Annotated in this window: 14 protein-coding genes; 4 read left to right on the plus strand and 10 right to left on the minus strand. The window is 68.5% G+C overall.

Features of this window, described 5'->3' with window-relative positions:
- Window positions 1–481: 481 nt before the first annotated feature.
- The gene (gene hrpA / locus J2P76_RS02220) at window positions 482–4369 is read right to left on the minus strand and encodes an ATP-dependent RNA helicase HrpA (protein ID WP_207404191.1); all 3888 of its coding nucleotides are present in this window, start codon (window positions 4367–4369) and stop codon (window positions 482–484) included.
- 76 nt (window positions 4370–4445) lie between these two features.
- Here hrpA and J2P76_RS02225 point away from each other — a divergent pair, with 76 nt between their 5' ends.
- The 3 genes from J2P76_RS02225 to J2P76_RS02235 all read left to right on the plus strand — a co-directional run bounded on the left by J2P76_RS02225 (window position 4446) and on the right by J2P76_RS02235 (window position 7331).
- The gene (locus J2P76_RS02225) at window positions 4446–5225 is read left to right on the plus strand and encodes an SDR family oxidoreductase (protein ID WP_207404192.1); all 780 of its coding nucleotides are present in this window, start codon (window positions 4446–4448) and stop codon (window positions 5223–5225) included.
- Between the two features lie 169 nt (window positions 5226–5394).
- Entirely contained in the window at window positions 5395–6753 is a 1359-nt protein-coding gene (gene argA, locus J2P76_RS02230) for an amino-acid N-acetyltransferase (protein WP_207404194.1), read from the plus strand.
- Between the two features lie 305 nt (window positions 6754–7058).
- Window positions 7059–7331 (plus strand): oxidative damage protection protein, encoded by a 273-nt coding sequence (locus tag J2P76_RS02235; RefSeq protein ID WP_207404195.1) that lies wholly within the window; start codon window positions 7059–7061, stop codon window positions 7329–7331.
- Window positions 7332–7485: 154 nt separating this feature from the next.
- Here the strand turns inward: J2P76_RS02235 and phoU are convergent, their stop codons facing one another.
- The 4 genes from phoU to rmuC all read right to left on the minus strand — a co-directional run bounded on the left by phoU (window position 7486) and on the right by rmuC (window position 12283).
- Entirely contained in the window at window positions 7486–8229 is a 744-nt protein-coding gene (phoU, locus tag J2P76_RS02240) for a phosphate signaling complex protein PhoU (RefSeq protein WP_207409085.1), read from the minus strand.
- 157 nt (window positions 8230–8386) lie between these two features.
- Window positions 8387–9064 (minus strand): ribose-5-phosphate isomerase RpiA, encoded by a 678-nt coding sequence (gene rpiA, locus J2P76_RS02245; protein WP_207404196.1) that lies wholly within the window; start codon window positions 9062–9064, stop codon window positions 8387–8389.
- A gap of 51 nt (window positions 9065–9115) precedes the next feature.
- Window positions 9116–10783: an isovaleryl-CoA dehydrogenase gene (locus J2P76_RS02250; RefSeq protein WP_207404197.1), complete on the minus strand. Its 1668-nt coding sequence runs from the start codon at window positions 10781–10783 to the stop codon at window positions 9116–9118.
- Window positions 10784–10939: 156 nt separating this feature from the next.
- The gene (gene rmuC, locus J2P76_RS02255) at window positions 10940–12283 is read right to left on the minus strand and encodes a DNA recombination protein RmuC (RefSeq protein ID WP_431603374.1); all 1344 of its coding nucleotides are present in this window, start codon (window positions 12281–12283) and stop codon (window positions 10940–10942) included.
- Between the two features lie 185 nt (window positions 12284–12468).
- Between rmuC and J2P76_RS02260 the strand changes: the two genes are divergently transcribed.
- A complete protein-coding gene (locus J2P76_RS02260) occupies window positions 12469–13158 on the plus strand; it encodes a PhoP regulatory network YrbL family protein (RefSeq protein ID WP_207409086.1) in 690 nt (229 codons plus the stop codon).
- Here J2P76_RS02260 and J2P76_RS02265 read toward each other — a convergent pair.
- The 5 genes from J2P76_RS02265 to J2P76_RS02285 are packed head-to-tail and all read right to left on the minus strand — an operon-like array spanning window position 13137 to window position 17083.
- Window positions 13137–13874 carry a DNA-3-methyladenine glycosylase gene (locus J2P76_RS02265; protein ID WP_207404199.1) on the minus strand — a complete coding sequence of 246 codons (738 nt, stop codon included), beginning with the start codon at window positions 13872–13874 and terminating at the stop codon, window positions 13137–13139. The two genes, J2P76_RS02260 and J2P76_RS02265, sit on opposite strands and share 22 nt — an antisense overlap.
- A gap of 2 nt (window positions 13875–13876) precedes the next feature.
- Window positions 13877–14236: a Spx/MgsR family RNA polymerase-binding regulatory protein gene (locus J2P76_RS02270; RefSeq protein ID WP_207404200.1), complete on the minus strand. Its 360-nt coding sequence runs from the start codon at window positions 14234–14236 to the stop codon at window positions 13877–13879.
- On the minus strand, window positions 14233–15042 hold the full coding sequence (locus tag J2P76_RS02275) for an ABC transporter permease subunit (protein ID WP_207404201.1): 810 nt from the start codon (window positions 15040–15042) through the stop codon (window positions 14233–14235). Before J2P76_RS02275 ends, J2P76_RS02270 begins: the two co-directional genes overlap by 4 nt.
- A complete protein-coding gene (locus tag J2P76_RS02280) occupies window positions 15039–15959 on the minus strand; it encodes an ABC transporter permease subunit (protein WP_207404203.1) in 921 nt (306 codons plus the stop codon). The genes J2P76_RS02275 and J2P76_RS02280 overlap by 4 nt, the downstream gene beginning before the upstream one ends.
- Complete coding sequence (locus J2P76_RS02285) at window positions 15956–17083, minus strand: ABC transporter ATP-binding protein (protein WP_207404204.1); 1128 nt, start codon at window positions 17081–17083, stop codon at window positions 15956–15958. The genes J2P76_RS02280 and J2P76_RS02285 overlap by 4 nt, the downstream gene beginning before the upstream one ends.
- Between the last annotated feature and the right edge of the window lie 4 nt (window positions 17084–17087).

Here is a 17087-nt window from a genome sequence, read left to right on the forward strand (position 1 = left end):
GTCTCTGATTCACCCATCGCCGGGAAGGGCTGCGTGCTTGGGCTTCGTGGGGGGGCCTTCCCTGAAGAGAAAGATGGTGCGGGGCCGCTGTGCCAGGCCGCGCGGGCGGCCTGGCACAGCATTCGGGCAGTGGTTTGCATTGGATGTTGGGCGTTGGGCATATCGCCAACCGAACGCTCTTTCAAGCCGCGCAGGGCGGCTTGAAAGAGCGGCCCCGCACTATGTTCTTCTTTTAGATAATGAACCCCACGAAGCTCAAGAACCCCGATCCCCCCGGCGATAGGCCGAGCTGAATCCGCTGCGAGTCGTGGCTGGGTCAGGGGGGTGTCGGGGCGCCTCGGGGCCGAGCGAGGGAAACCGAAGGAAGCCGCAGGCTGACGAGGTTGACGACGCGATGCCTGGCGCGAACGCGCCAGGCCGGCCCCGTGAAGCCCCGGCACCCCCCTGGCCCAGCCGCGACGGCCAGAAGAACCCAACACCCCTATCGCCGCAAAGACTCCCAGGTCTTCATCAACCTCTTCACTGATACCGGCATGGGGGTGCGCAGTTCCTGGGCGAACAGGGCCACGCGCAGTTCTTCGAGCAGCCAGCGGAAGTCGTCCAGGGCCGGGTCTGGCGCGCCCTTGAGGGCCGCGCGGGCCCGCTGGTACTGGGTCAGCAGGGGCGCCATGTCGGACATCAGGCGGGCATCGCGGGCCGGGTCGGCGCGCAGTTTGTCGATGCGCGCCACCGCCGCCTTCAGGTAGCGCGGGTAGTGCGCCAGCTGCGCATGCGGCGTGTCGCGCACGAACCACTTGGGCATCAGCGCCGCGATCTGCTGCTGCAGGTCGGCGTAGGCCGCCGCATGCGGCCGGGCTTGCGGCAGTTTGCGCTGCACGGCGCCATATTCAGCCAGCACGGCGTGCGCCAGGCGCGCGGCTTCCTGCGCCAGCAGCCCCAGGCGGCCCTTGCCTTCCTGGCGGCGCGCCTCGAACTCGTCGGCGTTGGCCGGCCAGGGCTCGGCCAGGCAGGCCTGCCCCACGGCGCAATCGATGATCTGGTCGCGCAGCTCTTCCTGCGTGCCCAGGTTCATGTACAGCATGCTCATCTTGGTCAGGTCGGGCAGGTTGCGTTCCAGGAACTTCACCTGCTCGCGCAAGCCCAGCCGGAACAGCCGCAGCAGCCCGGCCCGATGGTGCCGCCGCGCTTCGTCAGGGTCGTCGAACACGTCCAGGTCGCAGTGGGCGCTGCGATCGACCAGGGCCGGATAGCCGATCACCGACTGGCCCTTGCGCTTGATCTCCATGATTTCGGGCAGCGCGCCGAACGACCACGATGTCAGGTTTTCGTGCGCCAGGGCCTGCGCCACGCCGGCATCGCGTACCGCCAGCTGCTGGAAGTTGGCCTGGGCCTGCTTGCCGAATTCGGCCTTCAGCTGCGCCAGGTTGCGGCCGGCGGCCAGCATGCGGCCGTGTTCGTCGACCACTTTGAAATTCATGAACAAATGCGCGGGCAGCGTCTCGAGCTTGAAATCGCCCGGCGCGGGGCGCACCTGCACCTGCGCCCACATGTCGGCGATCAGCGCATCCACCAGGCCGCGCTGCGGGTCGTCCAGCCGCTCGTACCAGCGTTCGTAGAAGCCGGCGGCATAATCGGGCAGCGGCACGCAATGGCGGCGCATCTTCTGCGGCAGCGACTTCAGCAGCAGGTGCACCTTTTCTTTCAGCATGCCGGGCACCAGCCATTCACAGCGGGCCGGGTCGATCTGGTTCAGCGCGAACAGCGGCACCGACAGCGTCACGCCGTCGCGCGGCGAACCCGGTTCGAAGTGGTAGTCCAGCGGCATGGACACGCCCTGCCATTCGACCTGCTTGGGAAATACATCGGTGGTGACGCCGGCCGCCTCGTGGCGCATCAGTTCGTCGCGCGTGAGCATCAGCGCGGCGGCGGAGGACTTGTCCAGCCCGTGCACCCATTTTTCCAGCGAGGCGGTCTGCGAAATATCCTGCGGCAGCTGGCGGTCGTAGAACGCGTAGATGAGCTCGTCGTCGACCAGGATATCGGGACGGCGCGACTGGTGTTCGAGCTTTTCGATGCCCGCGATGAGCTTGCGGTTGTGCGCCACGAACGGCAACCGCGTGTCGATATCGCCCGGCACCAGCGCCTGGCGGATGAACAGTTCACGCGCGTGCTGCGGGTTGACGCGCCCATAATGGATGCGGCGGCCGGCATACACCACCAGCCCGTACAGCGTGGCGCGTTCGTTGGCCACCACCTGGCCGGCCTTCTTTTCCCAGCGCGGGTCCGACCAGTTGCGGCGCAGCAGGTGGGCGGCGGCGCGCTCCAGCCAGGTGGGTTCGATGCGCGCCACGCAGCGCGCATACAGCCGCGTGGTCTCGACCAGTTCGGCCGCCACGATCCAGCGCCCCCCCTTTTTGGCCAGGCGCGAGCCGGGGTGGATGTGGAAGCGGATGTCGCGCGCGCCCCGGTAAAGCCCGCCCTCTTCGCCCTTGAAGCCGATATTGCCCAGCAGCCCCGACAGCAGCGCCAGGTGCAGTTGCTCGTAGGTGGCCTCGGACTGGTTCAGGCGCCAGCCCTGCTCGCCCACCAGCGCCGCCAGCTGGGTGTGCACGTCGTGCCATTCGCGCAACCGCACCGGCGACAGGAAATTCTGGCGCAGCAGGGCCACCAGCTTGCGCTGCGAGGCCTTGTGCTGCACCTGCTCGCCGTACCAGCGCCAGAGTTTCAGGAACGACACGAATTCGGACTTGTCGTCGGCGAACTTGGCATGCGCGGCCTCGGCCGCCTCGCGCTCGGCCATGGGGCGGTCGCGCGGGTCTTGCACCGACAGGGCCGAGGCGATGATCAGCATTTCGGCCAGGCACTGGTGCTCGCGCGCGGCCAGGATCATGCGGCCGATGCGCGGGTCGACCGGCAGCTTGGCCAGTTCGTGGCCGGTGCGGGTCAGCACGAAGGCCGAGCCGGTGCGCGCGGCGTCGGCCGCTTCGGCCTCGGCGTCGCCGGCGGGCGCCGCGGCCAGCTCGATGGCGCCCAGTTCTTGCAGCAGGTGGTAGCCATCGGCGATGGCGCGCCCCGGCGGCGCTTCAACGAACGGAAACTGCTCGATGTCGTCGAGCCTCAGCGATTTCATGCGCAGAATCACCGAAGCCAGCGACGAGCGCAGCACTTCCGGGTCGGTGAAGGGCGCGCGGGCGTCGAAATCCTGCTCGTCGTACAGGCGGATGCACACGCCCGGCCCCACCCGGCCGCAGCGGCCGGCGCGCTGGTTGGCCGAGGCCCGGCTGATGGGCTCGATGCGCAGCTGCTCGACCTTGTTGCGCCATGAATAGCGCTTGATGCGCGCCAGCCCGCTGTCGACCACGAAGCGGATGCCCGGCACGGTAAGCGAGGTTTCGGCCACGTTGGTGGCCAGCACGATGCGGCGCGCGTTGGTGCGCGGGTGGAAGATCTGCTCTTGCTCGGCCTGCGACAGGCGCGCATACAGGGGCAGCACTTCGGTGCCGGCGGGATGATGCTTGCGCAGCGCCTCGGCCGATTCGCGGATCTCGCGCTCGCCGGGCAGGAACACCAGCACGTCGCCGGGGCCGTGGCGGGCGCATTCGTCCACCGCGTCGACAATCGCGTCGATCAGGTCGCGCTCTTCGTCGCCGGCCAGGCGCTCGCGGTTGGGCCGGCCGCCGGCGGGCTCGTCGCCGGCGTCATCCTGGCGCACCGGGCGGTAGCGCACTTCAACCGGGTACAGCCGCCCCGACACCTCGATGACAGGCGCGGGCCGGTCTTCAGAGGCGGCGAAATGGCGCGCGAAGCGCTCGGCGTCGATAGTGGCCGAGGTAATGATGACTTTCAGGTCGGGGCGCCGCGGCAGCAGCTGCTTCAGGTAGCCCAGCAGGAAATCGATGTTCAGGCTGCGCTCGTGCGCCTCGTCGATGATCAGCGTGTCGTAGCGGCGCAGCAGCGGGTCGCGCTGCGATTCGGCCAGCAGGATGCCGTCGGTCATCAGCTTGACCGAGGCGTTGGGGCCGGTGCGATCGTTGAAGCGCACCTGGTAGCCCACCACTTCGCCCAGCGGCGTGTTCAGTTCTTCGGCGATGCGCCGGGCCACCGAGGTGGCGGCCAGGCGCCGCGGCTGGGTGTGGCCGATCATGCGCTGGCGGCCGCGCCCCAGTTCCAGGCAGATTTTGGGCAGCTGCGTGGTCTTGCCCGAACCGGTCTCGCCGCTGACGATCACCACCTGGTGGCCGGCAATGGCGCGCGCGATCTCGGCCCGCCGCGCGCTGACGGGCAGGTCTTCGGGATAGGCGATGGCGGGAATGGGCCGCTCGGGCCGCGGCGCGGCGCCGCGCGCAGGCGGGCGGGAGACTTCAGGCATGTACGGATTATCCTTTGAACGCCTATTATAAAAACTTGCGACGCCGCCGCCGGGCGGCCGCCACAGGAGCAAAGCAATGGATCTGGGAATCGAGGGCAAGCGTGCCCTGGTGTGCGCGTCCAGCAAGGGCCTGGGCCGCGCCTGCGCACTGTCGCTGGCGCGCGAAGGCGCGCAGGTGGTGATGCTGGCGCGCGGCCGCGAGGCCCTGGAGGCGGCGGCCGACGAGATCCGCCAGCAGACCGGCGCGCAGGTCGCCACCGTGGCGGCCGACATCACCACGCCGGCCGGCCGCGCGGCGGCGCTGGCCGCCTGCCCCGGCCCGGATATCCTGGTCACCAACGCCGGCGGGCCCAAGCCGGGCGATTTTCGCGAGTGGTCGCGCGACGACTGGATTGCCGCGCTGGACGCCAACATGCTTACGCCCATCGAGCTGATCCGCGCCACCCTGGACCAGATGATAGAACGCCGCTTCGGCCGCATCGTCAACATTACCTCGGCCGCGGTGAAGATGCCGATCGATATCCTGGGGCTGTCCAACGGCGCGCGCACCGGCCTGACCGGTTTCGTGGCCGGCCTGGCGCGCCAGGTGGCCGCGCACAACGTCACCATCAACAACCTGCTGCCCGGCCCCTTCGCCACCGACCGCCTGACCCAGACCGCCATCAAGACCGCCCAGAACACCGGGCGCAGCGTCGAAGAAGTCATGGCGCAGCGCCAGGCCGGCATTCCCGCGCGCCGCTTCGGCGACCCGGCCGAGTTCGGCGACGCCTGCGCCTTCCTGTGCAGCGCCCAGGCCGGCTACATGACCGGGCAGAACCTGGTGCTGGACGGCGGGCTGTACCCGGGCACGCTGTAACACCGCGGCTGGGGCGCACCGGCGGTGTTGCGCGCACGCCCGTTGCCATCGCGCCGGCGCCCGCGGCCAGCCTGCAGTCATATAATTTCCGCCAGCGCCGCCGCGCAGCGGCCGGCGCCGGCCGCGCCCGCCGGCGTGCCCCATTCTTCAGGAAGCCTATCCGCCCATCATGCCCGACCAGGAACCCGACACCGTCTCTGCCCAGGAAGCCCCGGAATTTGCCGCTGCGCAATTCGTCCGATGGTTCCGCGAAGTTGCTCCGTACGTGCATGCCTTCCGAGGCAAGACCTTCGTAGTGGCGTTCGGCGGCGAACTGGTGCAGGCCGGCGCGCTCAATGCGCTGGTGCAGGACCTGTCGCTCTTGTCGGCGCTGGGCGTGCGGCTGGTGCTGGTGCACGGCTCGCGCCCGCAGGTCAATGAGCAGCTGCGCCTGAAAGGCTATACCCAGCAATTCGACCGCGGCCTGGCGCCCACCGACCCGGCCGCCCTGGAGTGCGCCAAAGAGGCCGCCGGCGAGATCCGCCTGGATATCGAGGCGGCCTTCAGCCAGGGGCTGCCCAACACCCCGATGTCGCATTCGCACATCCGCGTCATCTCGGGCAATTTCGTTACCGCGCGCCCCACGGGCGTGGTCGACGGCATCGACTACAAGCATACCGGCCAGGTCCGCAAGATCGACGTCGACGCCCTGAAATTCGCCATCGAAAAGGGCTCGTCGGTGGTGCTGCTGTCGCCGCTGGGCTTTTCACCCACGGGCGATGCTTTCAACCTGGCCATGGAAGACCTGGCCACCAGCGTCGCCGTGGCCCTGCGCGCCGAGAAACTGATCTTCCTGTCCGGCTCGCCCGGCGTACTGGCCCCCGACGGCACGGTGGATACCGAGCTGGCGCGGGTCGATGCCGACGCCCTGCTGCAGAAAGGCGAACTGGACGACGACACGGCGTTCTACCTGCGCCATGCCTCGCTGTCGGTCAAGCGCGGCGTGGCGCGCGCGCACCTGGTGCCCTACGCCCTGGACGGCAGCGTGCTGCTGGAAATCTTCACCCACGACGGCGTGGGCACCATGGTGGTCGAAGACACCCTGGACGACCTGCGCCCGGCCACGCTCGACGACGTGGGCGCCATCCTGAGCCTGATCGAGCCCCTGGAAGCCGACGGCACCCTGGTGCCGCGCCCGCGCAGCGTCATCGAACGAGAAGTCGAACGCTTTACGGTGCTGGAGCACGACGGCGTCATCTACGGCTGCGCCGCCCTGCACCCCTACCCCGACGAGCACATGGCCGAAATGGCCTGCCTGATCGTGAACCCCGAATGGCAGGGCTCGGGCGAAGGCGAAATCCTGTTGCGCCACATGGAATCCCGCGCCCGCGCCATGGGTGCGCGCCGCCTGTTCGTGCTGACCACCCGCACCTCGCACTGGTTCATGAAGCGCGGATTCGTGCAGGGCGGCGTCACCGACCTGCCGCGCGAAAAGCAGAACAATTACAACCGCTCGCGCAACAGCCTGGTTTTCATCAAAAAACTGTAACCGGCGAGGAATCTGCATACGTCGGTGTCTGACACCCTGGCGGGAGTCAGACACCGATGGCACTACAGCGGTTCGAATTCAGCTATCGCAGTCCCGCGGCGTCCGGGCGAGCGGTGTCGGCGCGTTGGGCGGCGGGGCAGCCTGCGCAGCAGGCCGAGGGCGCCTGCATGCGCCCGAGCCTGACGCACGTGCGCCGACACCGCTCGCCCGGACGCCGCGGGACGGGGCTAGAACAACGCAAACCCCGATAGCCGCAGCAGCCCGCTAAAATGGCATTTCCACCACTTGATACCGGCAGCACCACCATGTCCCGTACCGTCAACTGTGCAAAACTGAAACGCGAAGCCGAAGGCCTGGACTTCCCCCCTTATCCCGGCGAGCTTGGCACCCGCATCTGGCAGAGCATTTCCAAAGAGGCCTGGGAAGACTGGAAGCAGGTGCAGACCCGCCTGGTCAACGAAAACCGCCTGAACCTGGCCGACGCCCGCGCGCGCAAATACCTGCAGCAGCAAATGGAACGCTACCTGTTCGAAGACGGCAGCGTCGAAGCCCAGGGCTTCGTGCCGCCTTCGGCCTGACCCGCCGGCCGCCTTTCCGGGCGGCAGCGCAACGGTCTCGGCAAGGCTGACGATCGCGCGCGGCCTGCCGGCGCTGTCCGTGCGGACACGCTGGCTGCCCATATGCAAACGCCCCCTGCGCAAGGGGGCGTTTTGCCAGGCGACGGGCAGGCGTTCAGGCTTCGCCGGCTGATTGCTGCTCGGATTCGGGCGTATCTTCGTCGCCGCGCGCCTGGCGTTCCGCGTTCTTCACGCCGGTGTGCCGCACGTCGGCGCCCTTGACCATGTAGATGACCCGTTCGGCCATGTTCTTGGCGTGGTCGCCGATGCGCTCGAGGGCCCGGGCGATGAACACCATGTCGATGGCGCGCGAGATGGTGCGCGGGTCTTCCATCATGTAGGTGATCAGGTTGCGCAGCGCGCCCTTCCACTCGCGGTCGACTTCCTTGTCGCTGCGCACCACCTGCGCCGCCAGGATGGGATCGAGCCGCGCGAAGGCGTCGAGCACGTTGTGCAGCATGCGGCCCACGCTGTTGGCCATGTGGCGCAGCTCGATCACCGGAATGTGGCGTTGTTCGGTGTCGTACATGCGCCGCACCGTGTTGGCGATTTTCTCGGCCTCGTCGCCGCAGCGTTCCATGTCGGTAAGCATCTTGGACACGGCCAGCAGGGTGCGCAGGTCGATGGCGGTGGGCTGGTGGCGCGCCAGGATCAGGCTGATGCGCTCGTCGATCTCGACTTCGTGGCGGTTGACCTGCTTTTCGCGTTCGCGCACCTTTTCGACCAGTTCCAGGTCGCCGGTGGGTACGGCGTCGACCGATTCCTGGATCATGGCCTCGACCACGCCGCCCATTTGCAGAAACTGCGAACGGACGCTTTCCAGATCGGCGTCGAATTGCTTGTTGGTGTGCTCCGTCATCCGGACTCCCTGCGTAGGTGTGTACATGGCGATGCCCCTTATGCGCGATGCGTGATGGGCCTGCCGACCCGCAAGGTTATGACTTGAGTATGACAGGATTATGAATCGGCCCCGGGCCGCCGGCAAGGCTGCCGCCCGGGCCGTTGCCCTTGCGATACTAGGGCCGTTCGAGCCGGCGGATGCCGTTCTGCGTGGCCAGCAGCGCCACGTCGGCGCCGGGCCGGGCGAACAGGCCGCAGGTGACCACGCCGGGCAGGTTGTTGACCACGATTTCCAGGCCGGGCGCGTCGTCGATGCGCAGGCCCGCCACATCCAGGATGAGGTTGCCGTTGTCGGTGGTGAACCCCTCGCGCAGGCGCGGCTGGCCGCCCAGGGCGGCCAGGGCGCGGGTCACGGCCTGCCGCGCCATGGGAATGACCTCGACCGGCAGCGGAAAACGCCCCAGCTGGTCGACCAGCTTGGATTCGTCGACGATGCAGATGTAGCGCTGGGCCACCGAGGCCACGATTTTCTCGCGCGTGTGCGCGCCGCCGCCGCCCTTGATCATGTGCAGGCGGGCGTCGATTTCATCGGCCCCGTCGACATAGACCGGCATGGCGGCCACCTCGTTCAGGTCCAGCACCGGCAGGCCGTGCCCGGCCAGGCGCGCGGCGCTGCGCTCGGAGCTGGCGACGGTGCCGCGCAGCCGGCCTTTGTAGCGTGCCAGCCCGTCGATGAACAGGTCGGCGGTGGAGCCGGTGCCCACGCCGATGACCACGTCGGGCCCCAGCAGGGGTTCGATCAGGGCCAGGGCCGCGTCGGCCGACTGTTGCTTGAGTTCTTGCTGAGTAAGCATATTGCCAGGGCGCGCCGGGCGCGCCGGAAGTCGATAAACACCAGGCGCAATTTAGCAGATACCCGGCCAGGCCCGGGCCAGGACGGCGCCCAGGTCGGCGCCGGGCGGCAATTCGCCGGCGATGCCGCCCGGCCAGGCCAGGCGGCTGGCCACGAAGGCGTCGGCCACCGGGGCCGGCGCGTGCCGGATCAGCAGGGCGGCCTGCCACAGGCGCGCCAGCCCGGCAGCCAGCCGGCGCGCCTGCGCCGGATCGGCCTGGGCGCCGGCCTGCTCCGCGGCCAGCGCCTGCCAGGCATCCCAGGCCCGGTCATAGGCCGGCCACGCGCCGCGCGCCGGGTCCAGTTCGGCATGCAGGGCCGCCAGGCAGTCCGGATCGCGCTGCAGGGCGCGCAGCACGTCCAGGGCCATGATATTGCCCGAGCCTTCCCAGATGGAGTTCACCGGCGCCTCGCGGTACAGCCGGGGCAACGGGCCGTCTTCCACGTAGCCGTTGCCGCCCCAGACTTCGATGCATTCGGCGATGGCGGCGATGGCCCGCTTGCATACCCACAGCTTGGCGGCCGGCGTGCCCACGCGCACCAGCGCCCGGGCGCCGGGCTGGCTGCGTTCGTCCACGGCCCGCGCCAGCCGCAATGCCCAGGCCGTGGCGGCCTCGCTTTCCAGGGCCAGGTCGGCCAGCACCTGGCGCATCAGGGGCTGGGCCGCCAGCGCGCGTCCGAAAGCCTGGCGGTGCTGCGCGTGATGCGCGGCCTGCACCACGGCCTGGCGCAGCAGCGCGGCGCTGCCCAGTACGCAGTCGAGCCGCGTGGTGGCCGCCATCTGCAGCAGCAGCGGCAGGCCGCGGCCCGGCTCGCCCATCAGCATGCCCCAGGCCTGCTCGAATTCGACTTCGCCGCTGGCATTGCTGCGGTTGCCCAGCTTGTCTTTCAGGCGGCGGATGCGCACCGCATTGCGCGGCCCGTCGGGCGTCCAGCGCGGCACGAAGAAGCAGCCCGGCCCCGCGTCGGTATCGGCCAGCACCAGGTGCGCGTCAGCATGCGGCACCGAAAAGAACCACTTGTGCCCGGTCAGCAGATAGGCCGCGCCGCGCCCGCCCTGCCTGACCGGCTCGGCCCGCGTCGTGATGCCGTGCAGGTCGGAGCCGCCCTGCTTTTCGGTCAGGCCCATGCCGATCAGGGCGTTGCGCTTGGCCGGCAGCGGCGCGTCAGCGCTGTCGTAGTCGCGCGAGGCCAGCGCGGGCAGCCAGTGCCGGGCGAAATCGATGACTCCGGCCGGCTCGCCCTGCAGCAGCGGCACCGCGGCGTAGGTCATGGTGGTGGGGCACAGCGTGCCGGCCTCGACCTGGCCCTGCATCAGGTAGGCGGCCGCGCGCGCCACCTGCGCACCCGGCGCGGGCTGCAGCCAGGCGTGGCTGTGCAGGCCGCGCGACACGATGCCGGCCAGCAGCGTGTGCCAGGCGGCGTGGAATTCGACCTGGTCGATGCGGTGGCCGTTGCGGTCGTAGCCCTGCCAGCGCGGCGAGCAGCGGTTGGCCTGCGCGGCGGCCGCCAGGATGTGCGCGCGCCCCAGCCAGGCGCCGTGTTCGCGCAGCCCGGCCTCCGCGCCGGCGGCGCCCTCGCGCCGCACCGCCTCGTTCAGCGCGAGGTCGGTGTCGTACAGCGAATAGTCTTCCAGGGGCGCCACCTGGTTGACGACGGTATGGGTCTGGAACGACGGCATGCGGGGCCTCCCGGTCACTCAGGACGAGCTTCCACCGTTAGCACTTTTCATTTTGGGACGCAAGGGCGCGTCGGTTGCGCCAACATACAAGGCGCCTGGCGGAGCCTGACACCTGGGCTATGCGCCGTCTTTCGCCTTAAGGTAGTGCCATGGGTATCAGGCGCCTTCGGAGCCCGGCACCTGCGGCGCATCTTCGCCCAGCAATTGCCGCGCATCATCGTCGGACAGCACTTCCACGGATTTCAGGTTGCGCAGCATGGCGCGGGTGCGCACTTCGGTCTGGCCCAGCTTGTTGCTGGCCGATTCCAGTGTTTTCTTGACGTTGGCCAGCGAATCGCCGAATTTGGCGAACTCGGTTTTGACCGCCCGCAACACCTGCCATACCTCGGACGAGCGCTGCTCGATCGCCAGCGTGCGAAAGCCCATCTGCAGGCTGTTCAGCATGGCCGCCAGGTTGCTGGGCCCCGCGGCATTGACCCGCAGGGCCTGCAGCTTATCGAGCAGGCCGGGCCGGCGCAGCACTTCGGCATACAGGCCTTCGGTGGGCAGGAACATGATGGCGAAATCGGTGGTGTGCGGCGGCGCCACGTATTTGGCGGTGATCTGGCGCGCCTGCAGTTCGATGGCGCGCGCCAGCGCGGCGCCGGCGGCGCGCTCGCCCTCGGGGTCGGCGGCGTCGTAGGCATCCATCAGCCGTTCGTATTCTTCTTTGGGAAACTTGGCGTCGATGGGCAGCCACACCGGCTCGGCGCCGGCCGTGCGGCCCGGCAGCCGGATGGCGAACTCGACGATCGCGTCGCTGTCGGGCACGGGCTTGACGTTGCTGGCGTACTGGTCGGGCGTCATGGTGTCCTGAATGAGGCGCGCCAGTTGCACTTCGCCCCAGGTGCCGCGCGACTTCACGTTGGTAAGCACGCGTTTCAGGTCGCCCACGCCGGCGGCCAGCGACTGCATTTCTCCCAGGCCCTTGTGCACCGCTTCGAGCCGTTCGGACACCAGTTTGAACGACTCGCCCAGCCGCTGCTCGAGCGTGGCATGCAGCTTTTCGTCGACGGTGCGCCGCATCTCGTCGAGCCGGGCGCCATTGTCGGCCTGCAGGGCCTGCAGGCGCTGGTCGACCGTCTGGCGCACCTCTTGCATGCGGCGGTCGTTCAGGGCCACCAGGCCTTCGAGCCGCTCGCCGAATTGCGCGGCGAAGCGCGCCAGCGAATCGGCGTATTCGGCGCGCGCTGCCTGCGCATCGCGCGACAGCGCGGTGCGCAGCGCCTCGTGCCCCTGGGCCAGTTCGGCGCGCAAGCCGCGGGTCGACTCGGCGAACTCGGTGCGCAGCCCGCGCTGGCTTTCGTCCAGGTCGGCGCGCAGGCTGCGTTCCAGGCGATCCAGGGTATCGGCCAGGCGGGCCGCGCGCGGATCGGCCGGCGGACGCAGCCACAGGCCCAGCACGGCCAGCAAGGCAAGCACCGCCGCCGCGGCGGTGATCCAGGGCAAGGCTTCGATCAAGGGACAGTCTCCTGAAAGCGCCATTGTAGGCGGGCCGCCGGCCGGCTTTGCGCCGTCAGGTTGCGCAAAACCGCCCGAACTTCGACAATCGCAGAACATCAAAAACCGTCGCCGACATCATTGTGCAACACGATTCCCCTACCCTGGGCAGCGCCGCGCGCGCAGGCCAGGCCCTGCCGCCCGCCCTGCCGCCAGGCGGCTATGCCGCGGTGTTCGGGCCGCTGGACCTCGCCGACGCCCAGGTGCTGGCCAAGGGCGCCGACCGCTACGTCTTCCAGCACCCCAATGAACCGTCGCTGCTGGTCAAGGTGATCAACATGGAGGCCTACGCGGCCTACCTGGAACGCAAGCCGTTCAAGCGCTTCTACAAGCAGTTCCAGCGCGAAAGCGCCTACCGCGTCTACCTGAACGAACTGTCCGAATACGTCACCACCACCACCGTGCCCTCGGGCGTATGGAACGTGCCCATGGCCCGCGTGGTGGGGCTGGCGCAGACCACCCTGGGGCTGGGCCAGCTGGTGGAAAAAATCACCGGCGACGACGGCAGGCTGGCGCCCACCCTGGCGCAGATCATCGCGCGCGACGGCATCAGCGCGGCGCTGGGCCAGCAGCTGGATGCTTTTTTCGAAGACCTTATCGACGCCCACATCGTCATCAGCGACATGTCGGCCAGGAACATCGCGCTGGGCCGCAATGCCGATGGCAAGCCCGGCATGTACCTGATCGACGGCTTCGGCGTGCTGCCGCTGATTCCGCTGTACGCCTGGAGCAAGCGCCTGAACAAGCGCCGCATGCACCGCAAGTACGCCGAGTGGCGCGCCCGCCTGCAGCGCCAGTACGACGAGGCCCAGGCTCAGGCCAGAATCGCGCCGTAGGCGTCCATCCAGTCGTAGTCGCGCCCCGCCTGCTGGCCGCGCCGCAGCGGATTGCGCGTGCAGAATGCCGCGTAGGCCGGATCGACAAACCGATAGCGCAGATGTTCGTCGCGGCCCGCCGGAATGCCCAGGCGGGTGGTGCACACCAGGCGCTGCGGCGACTGGCCGATGTCTTCGACGAAAAACTCGGCGGGGTCGAAGCGCCGCGCGTCCCAGTCGGGCACTTTCAGGCCCAGCGCGCGGCACAGCAGGGTTTGGCCGGCGCACAGCCGCGCGGGCGCGCGGGGATGGCCGCCGGCATCGGGGTTCAGGGCCTGCATGCGGGCCAGCGCATCGGGGCCCGACACCTCGTCAACCCACGGGTGGCCCGACTTGATCAGCACGGCGTTGCCGGGGCCGCCGGCGCTGAAGTTCAGCGAATCGCCGCCGCGCGCGTAATACATGTACACCGTGCCGCCGTCCATGAACAGCGCGCGCCGCTTGTGCGTGTAGCCCAGCGACGCGTGGCTGCCCTTCTCGGCCAGGTAATAGGCTTCGGTCTCGATGATGCGCGCCGACAGCCACAGGCCGTCCAGGCGGCGCCGGATGACCTTGCCCAGCAGTTCGCGCGCCAGTTGGCAGGGATCGCGGTCGAAGAAGCTGTCGGGCAGCGCCGGGCCGGGCGCGCGGCCGCGTCGGGCGGCGGGCCTGGGGCGCCTGGCGGGTGTGCTGGCCATGCTCAGGCGAAGCGTTCGCCGTAGCGCTTTTCCGAGAAACCCACGGTCACTTCGCCGTCGGGCGTGACGGTGACGGGCCGGCGCACCAGCGCCGGATAGTCGGCGATCAGGCGGGTCCAGTCGGCGTCGGTTTGCGCCGCCTTGCGGTCATCGGACAGGCTGCGCCACGTCATCGAGGTGCGGTTGACCAGTTTTTCCCAGCCGCCCACCTTGCCGGCCCAGGCCGCCAGCGTGGCGGCGGGCACGGGATGGTCGCGGTAGTCGATGAATTCGTGCGCCACGCCGTGGGCGGACAGCCAGTCGCGCGCCTTGACGCAGGTGCTGCACTTGTTCAGGCCGTACAGGGTTGCTTGGGGCTTCATTTGGATTCGGATTCCTTGCGCCATTGCAGGCGGTTGACCAGGATGACGCAGGTGCCTACCGCCAGGATGAACAGGGTGGCCAGCGCGTTGACCTCGGGCTTCAGGCCGAGCCGCACCCGTGAAAACACTTCCATGGGCAGCGTGGTGGACCCCGGCCCCGACAGGAACGAGGCCAGCACCACGTCGTCGAGCGACAGGGTGAACGACAGCAGCCAGGCCGACACCAGCGCCGGCGCGATCAGCGGCAGCGTGATGCGGAAGAATACCGTGAGCGGCGTGGCGCCCAGGTCGAGCGCGGCTTCTTCGAGCGAGCGGTCGAGGTCGCGGATGCGCGCCTGGATCACCACCGCCACGAAGGCCATGCACAGCGTCACGTGGCCCACCCAGATCGTAAAGACGCCGTTCTCGGCCGGCCAGCCCAGCGTGCCGCGCATTTCCACGAACATCAGCAGCAGCGAAATGCCCAGCACCACCTCGGGGATGACCAACGGCGCGCTGAGCATGCCCACGTACAGCGCAAAGCCGCGGAAACGCCCCATGCGCCCCAGCACGTAGCCGGCCCAGGTGCCGATGATGACGGCCGCGGTGGCGGTCAGGGCGGCGATCTTGAACGACAGCCAGGCCGCGCTGAGCAGCGCGCCGTCGTTCAGCAGCGAGCCGTACCAGCGCAGCGAAAAGCCGCTCCAGGACGTGACCAGCGGCGAATCGTTGAACGAGAACACCATCAGGCTGATGATGGGGGCATACAGGAAGAAGTATCCCAGCCCCAGCGCCACGCCGCGCCCGGTGTTGTTGGGCCCTTTCATGCGCCCCTCCGCTGCGCCGCCTCTTGCTGGCGCACCTGGTTGTACTGGAACAGCGCCAGCGGCACCAGCAGCAGCAGGACCATGACGCAGGTCACCGCCGACGCCATGGGCCAGTCGGCATTGTTGAAGAACTCGTTCCACATGACGCGGCCCATCATCAGGGTGTCGGCGCCGCCCAGCATTTCAGGGATGACGTATTCGCCCACCGACGGGATGAACACCAGCATCGCGCCCGCGATCACGCCGGGACGCGACAGCGGCACGGTGATGCGCCAGAACGCCTGCCAGGGGCGCGCGCCCAGGTCGTAGGCGGCTTCGAGCAGGCGCAGGTCCATCTTGACCAGGTTGGCGTACAGCGGCAGGATGAAAAACGGCAGGTAGGCATACACCAGCCCGATATACACGGCCAGGTCGGTGCGGTAGATTTCGAGCGGGCTGGAAATGACGCCCAGCCCCATCAGCAGCTTATTGAGCAGGCCGTCGTTGCGCAAGATGCCCACCCACGCATACACGCGCAGCAGCAGCGAAGTCCAGAACGGCAGGATCACGCCCAGCAGCAGCACATTGCGCACCGCCGGCGACGAACGGGCAATGTAGTACGCCATGGGGTAGCCGATCAGCACGCAGCACACCGTGGTGATCGCGGCCATTTTCAGCGAACTGAGGTACGTGGCCAGGTACAGGCTGTCGGTGAACAGCAGAATGTAGCCGCGCAGGTGCAGGCTGAACTGGATGGCTTCGTCCTGGAATTCGGCCAGCGCCGTATAGGGCGGAATGCCGAACTGCAGTTCGGCGAAGCTGATCTTGAGCACCAGCAGGAACGGCACCAGCAGGAACAGCGCCAGCCACAAGAACGGCGGCGCCACCGCCAGGGTGCGGTTCGACGGCATCCAGTCGCGCGGCGCGGGCAGCTTCATGAGGCTAGCACCGTGGCGCTGTCGGCGTCCCAGCTGACGAAGATTTCTTCGTCGATGCCGGGCGCGTCGATCTGGGCCAGCTGCAGGCTGGGCACACTGGCCTCGACGATCTTGCCGGAATCGAGCCGCACCTGGTAGAGCGCGTAGCTGCCCATCCAGGCCATGTGGCTGACCATGCCGTGCGCCCAGTTGTAGTCGCCCTGCGGCTGGGTGCGCGACACCACCAGGCGCTCGGGCCGGATGGACACGTGCACTTCCATGCCCAGGGGTTCGCTGACCCCGTGGCTGACGTACAGCGGACGGGTGAGCTCGGCGCATTCGATGGCGACGTGGTCGGGCTCGTCGACCACGATGGTGCCGGTCAGCAGGTTGGTAGAGCCGATGAAACCGGCCACGAAGCGCGAAGTGGGAAAGGCGTAGACGTCTTGCGGCGTGCCGCACTGCACGATCTGGCCTTCGGTCATGACGGCCAGGCGGTGCGCCATGGTCATGGCTTCTTCCTGGTCGTGGGTGACCATGATGCAGGTCACGCCGACCTGCTCCAGGATCTTGGCCAGCTCGATCTGGGTTTTCTGGCGGATCTGCTTGTCCAGCGCCGACATGGGCTCGTCGAGCAGCAGCAGCTTGGGACGCTTGACCAGGCTGCGCGCCAGCGCCACGCGCTGCTGCTGCCCGCCCGACAGCTGGTGCGGCTTGCGGCGCGAATAGCCGGCCATCTGCACCAGGTCCAGCGCCTCGAATACGCGGTCGTGGATCTCGGCGCGGTCGACCCCTTCCTGTTTGAGGCCGAAGGCCACGTTGGCCTCGACGGTCATGTGGGGGAACAGCGCATACGACTGGAACATCATGTTGACCGGGCGCCGGTACGGCGGCACGGCGGTGATGTCTTCGCCGTCGAGCAGTATCTGGCCCGAGGTGGCTTCTTCGAAGCCGGCCAGCATGCGCAGCAAAGTGGACTTGCCGCAGCCCGAACTGCCCAGCAGCGCGAAGATTTCATTGCGCCGGACAGCCAGGCTGACCGAACGCACGGCGACCACATCGCCGAATATCTTGACCAGATCGGACACCCGCACGAATTCTTCGGGGTCCGCCGCATGCTGCGCCGCGTAACGGCTGTCGCTCATGATG

Source organism: Bordetella petrii, from assembly GCF_017356245.1.
Taxonomy (GTDB): Bacteria; Pseudomonadota; Gammaproteobacteria; order Burkholderiales; family Burkholderiaceae_B; genus Bordetella_A; species Bordetella_A petrii_D.

Excerpts from the sequence above, each read along its gene's own strand:
- hrpA (WP_207404191.1), bottom strand. The coding sequence starts at position 4,369 with ATGCCTGAAGTCTCCCGCCCGCCTGCGCGCGGCGCCGCGCCGCGGCCC.
- J2P76_RS02225 (WP_207404192.1), top strand. The coding sequence starts at position 4,446 with ATGGATCTGGGAATCGAGGGCAAGCGTGCCCTGGTGTGCGCGTCCAGC.
- argA (WP_207404194.1), top strand. The coding sequence starts at position 5,395 with ATGCCCGACCAGGAACCCGACACCGTCTCTGCCCAGGAAGCCCCGGAA.
- J2P76_RS02235 (WP_207404195.1), top strand. The coding sequence starts at position 7,059 with ATGTCCCGTACCGTCAACTGTGCAAAACTGAAACGCGAAGCCGAAGGC.
- phoU (WP_207409085.1), bottom strand. The coding sequence starts at position 8,229 with ATGACGGAGCACACCAACAAGCAATTCGACGCCGATCTGGAAAGCGTC.
- rpiA (WP_207404196.1), bottom strand. The coding sequence starts at position 9,064 with ATGCTTACTCAGCAAGAACTCAAGCAACAGTCGGCCGACGCGGCCCTG.
- J2P76_RS02250 (WP_207404197.1), bottom strand. The coding sequence starts at position 10,783 with ATGCCGTCGTTCCAGACCCATACCGTCGTCAACCAGGTGGCGCCCCTG.
- J2P76_RS02265 (WP_207404199.1), bottom strand. The coding sequence starts at position 13,874 with ATGGCCAGCACACCCGCCAGGCGCCCCAGGCCCGCCGCCCGACGCGGC.
- J2P76_RS02270 (WP_207404200.1), bottom strand. The coding sequence starts at position 14,236 with ATGAAGCCCCAAGCAACCCTGTACGGCCTGAACAAGTGCAGCACCTGC.
- J2P76_RS02275 (WP_207404201.1), bottom strand. The coding sequence starts at position 15,042 with ATGAAAGGGCCCAACAACACCGGGCGCGGCGTGGCGCTGGGGCTGGGA.
- J2P76_RS02280 (WP_207404203.1), bottom strand. The coding sequence starts at position 15,959 with ATGAAGCTGCCCGCGCCGCGCGACTGGATGCCGTCGAACCGCACCCTG.
- J2P76_RS02285 (WP_207404204.1), bottom strand. The coding sequence starts at position 17,083 with ATGAGCGACAGCCGTTACGCGGCGCAGCATGCGGCGGACCCCGAAGAA.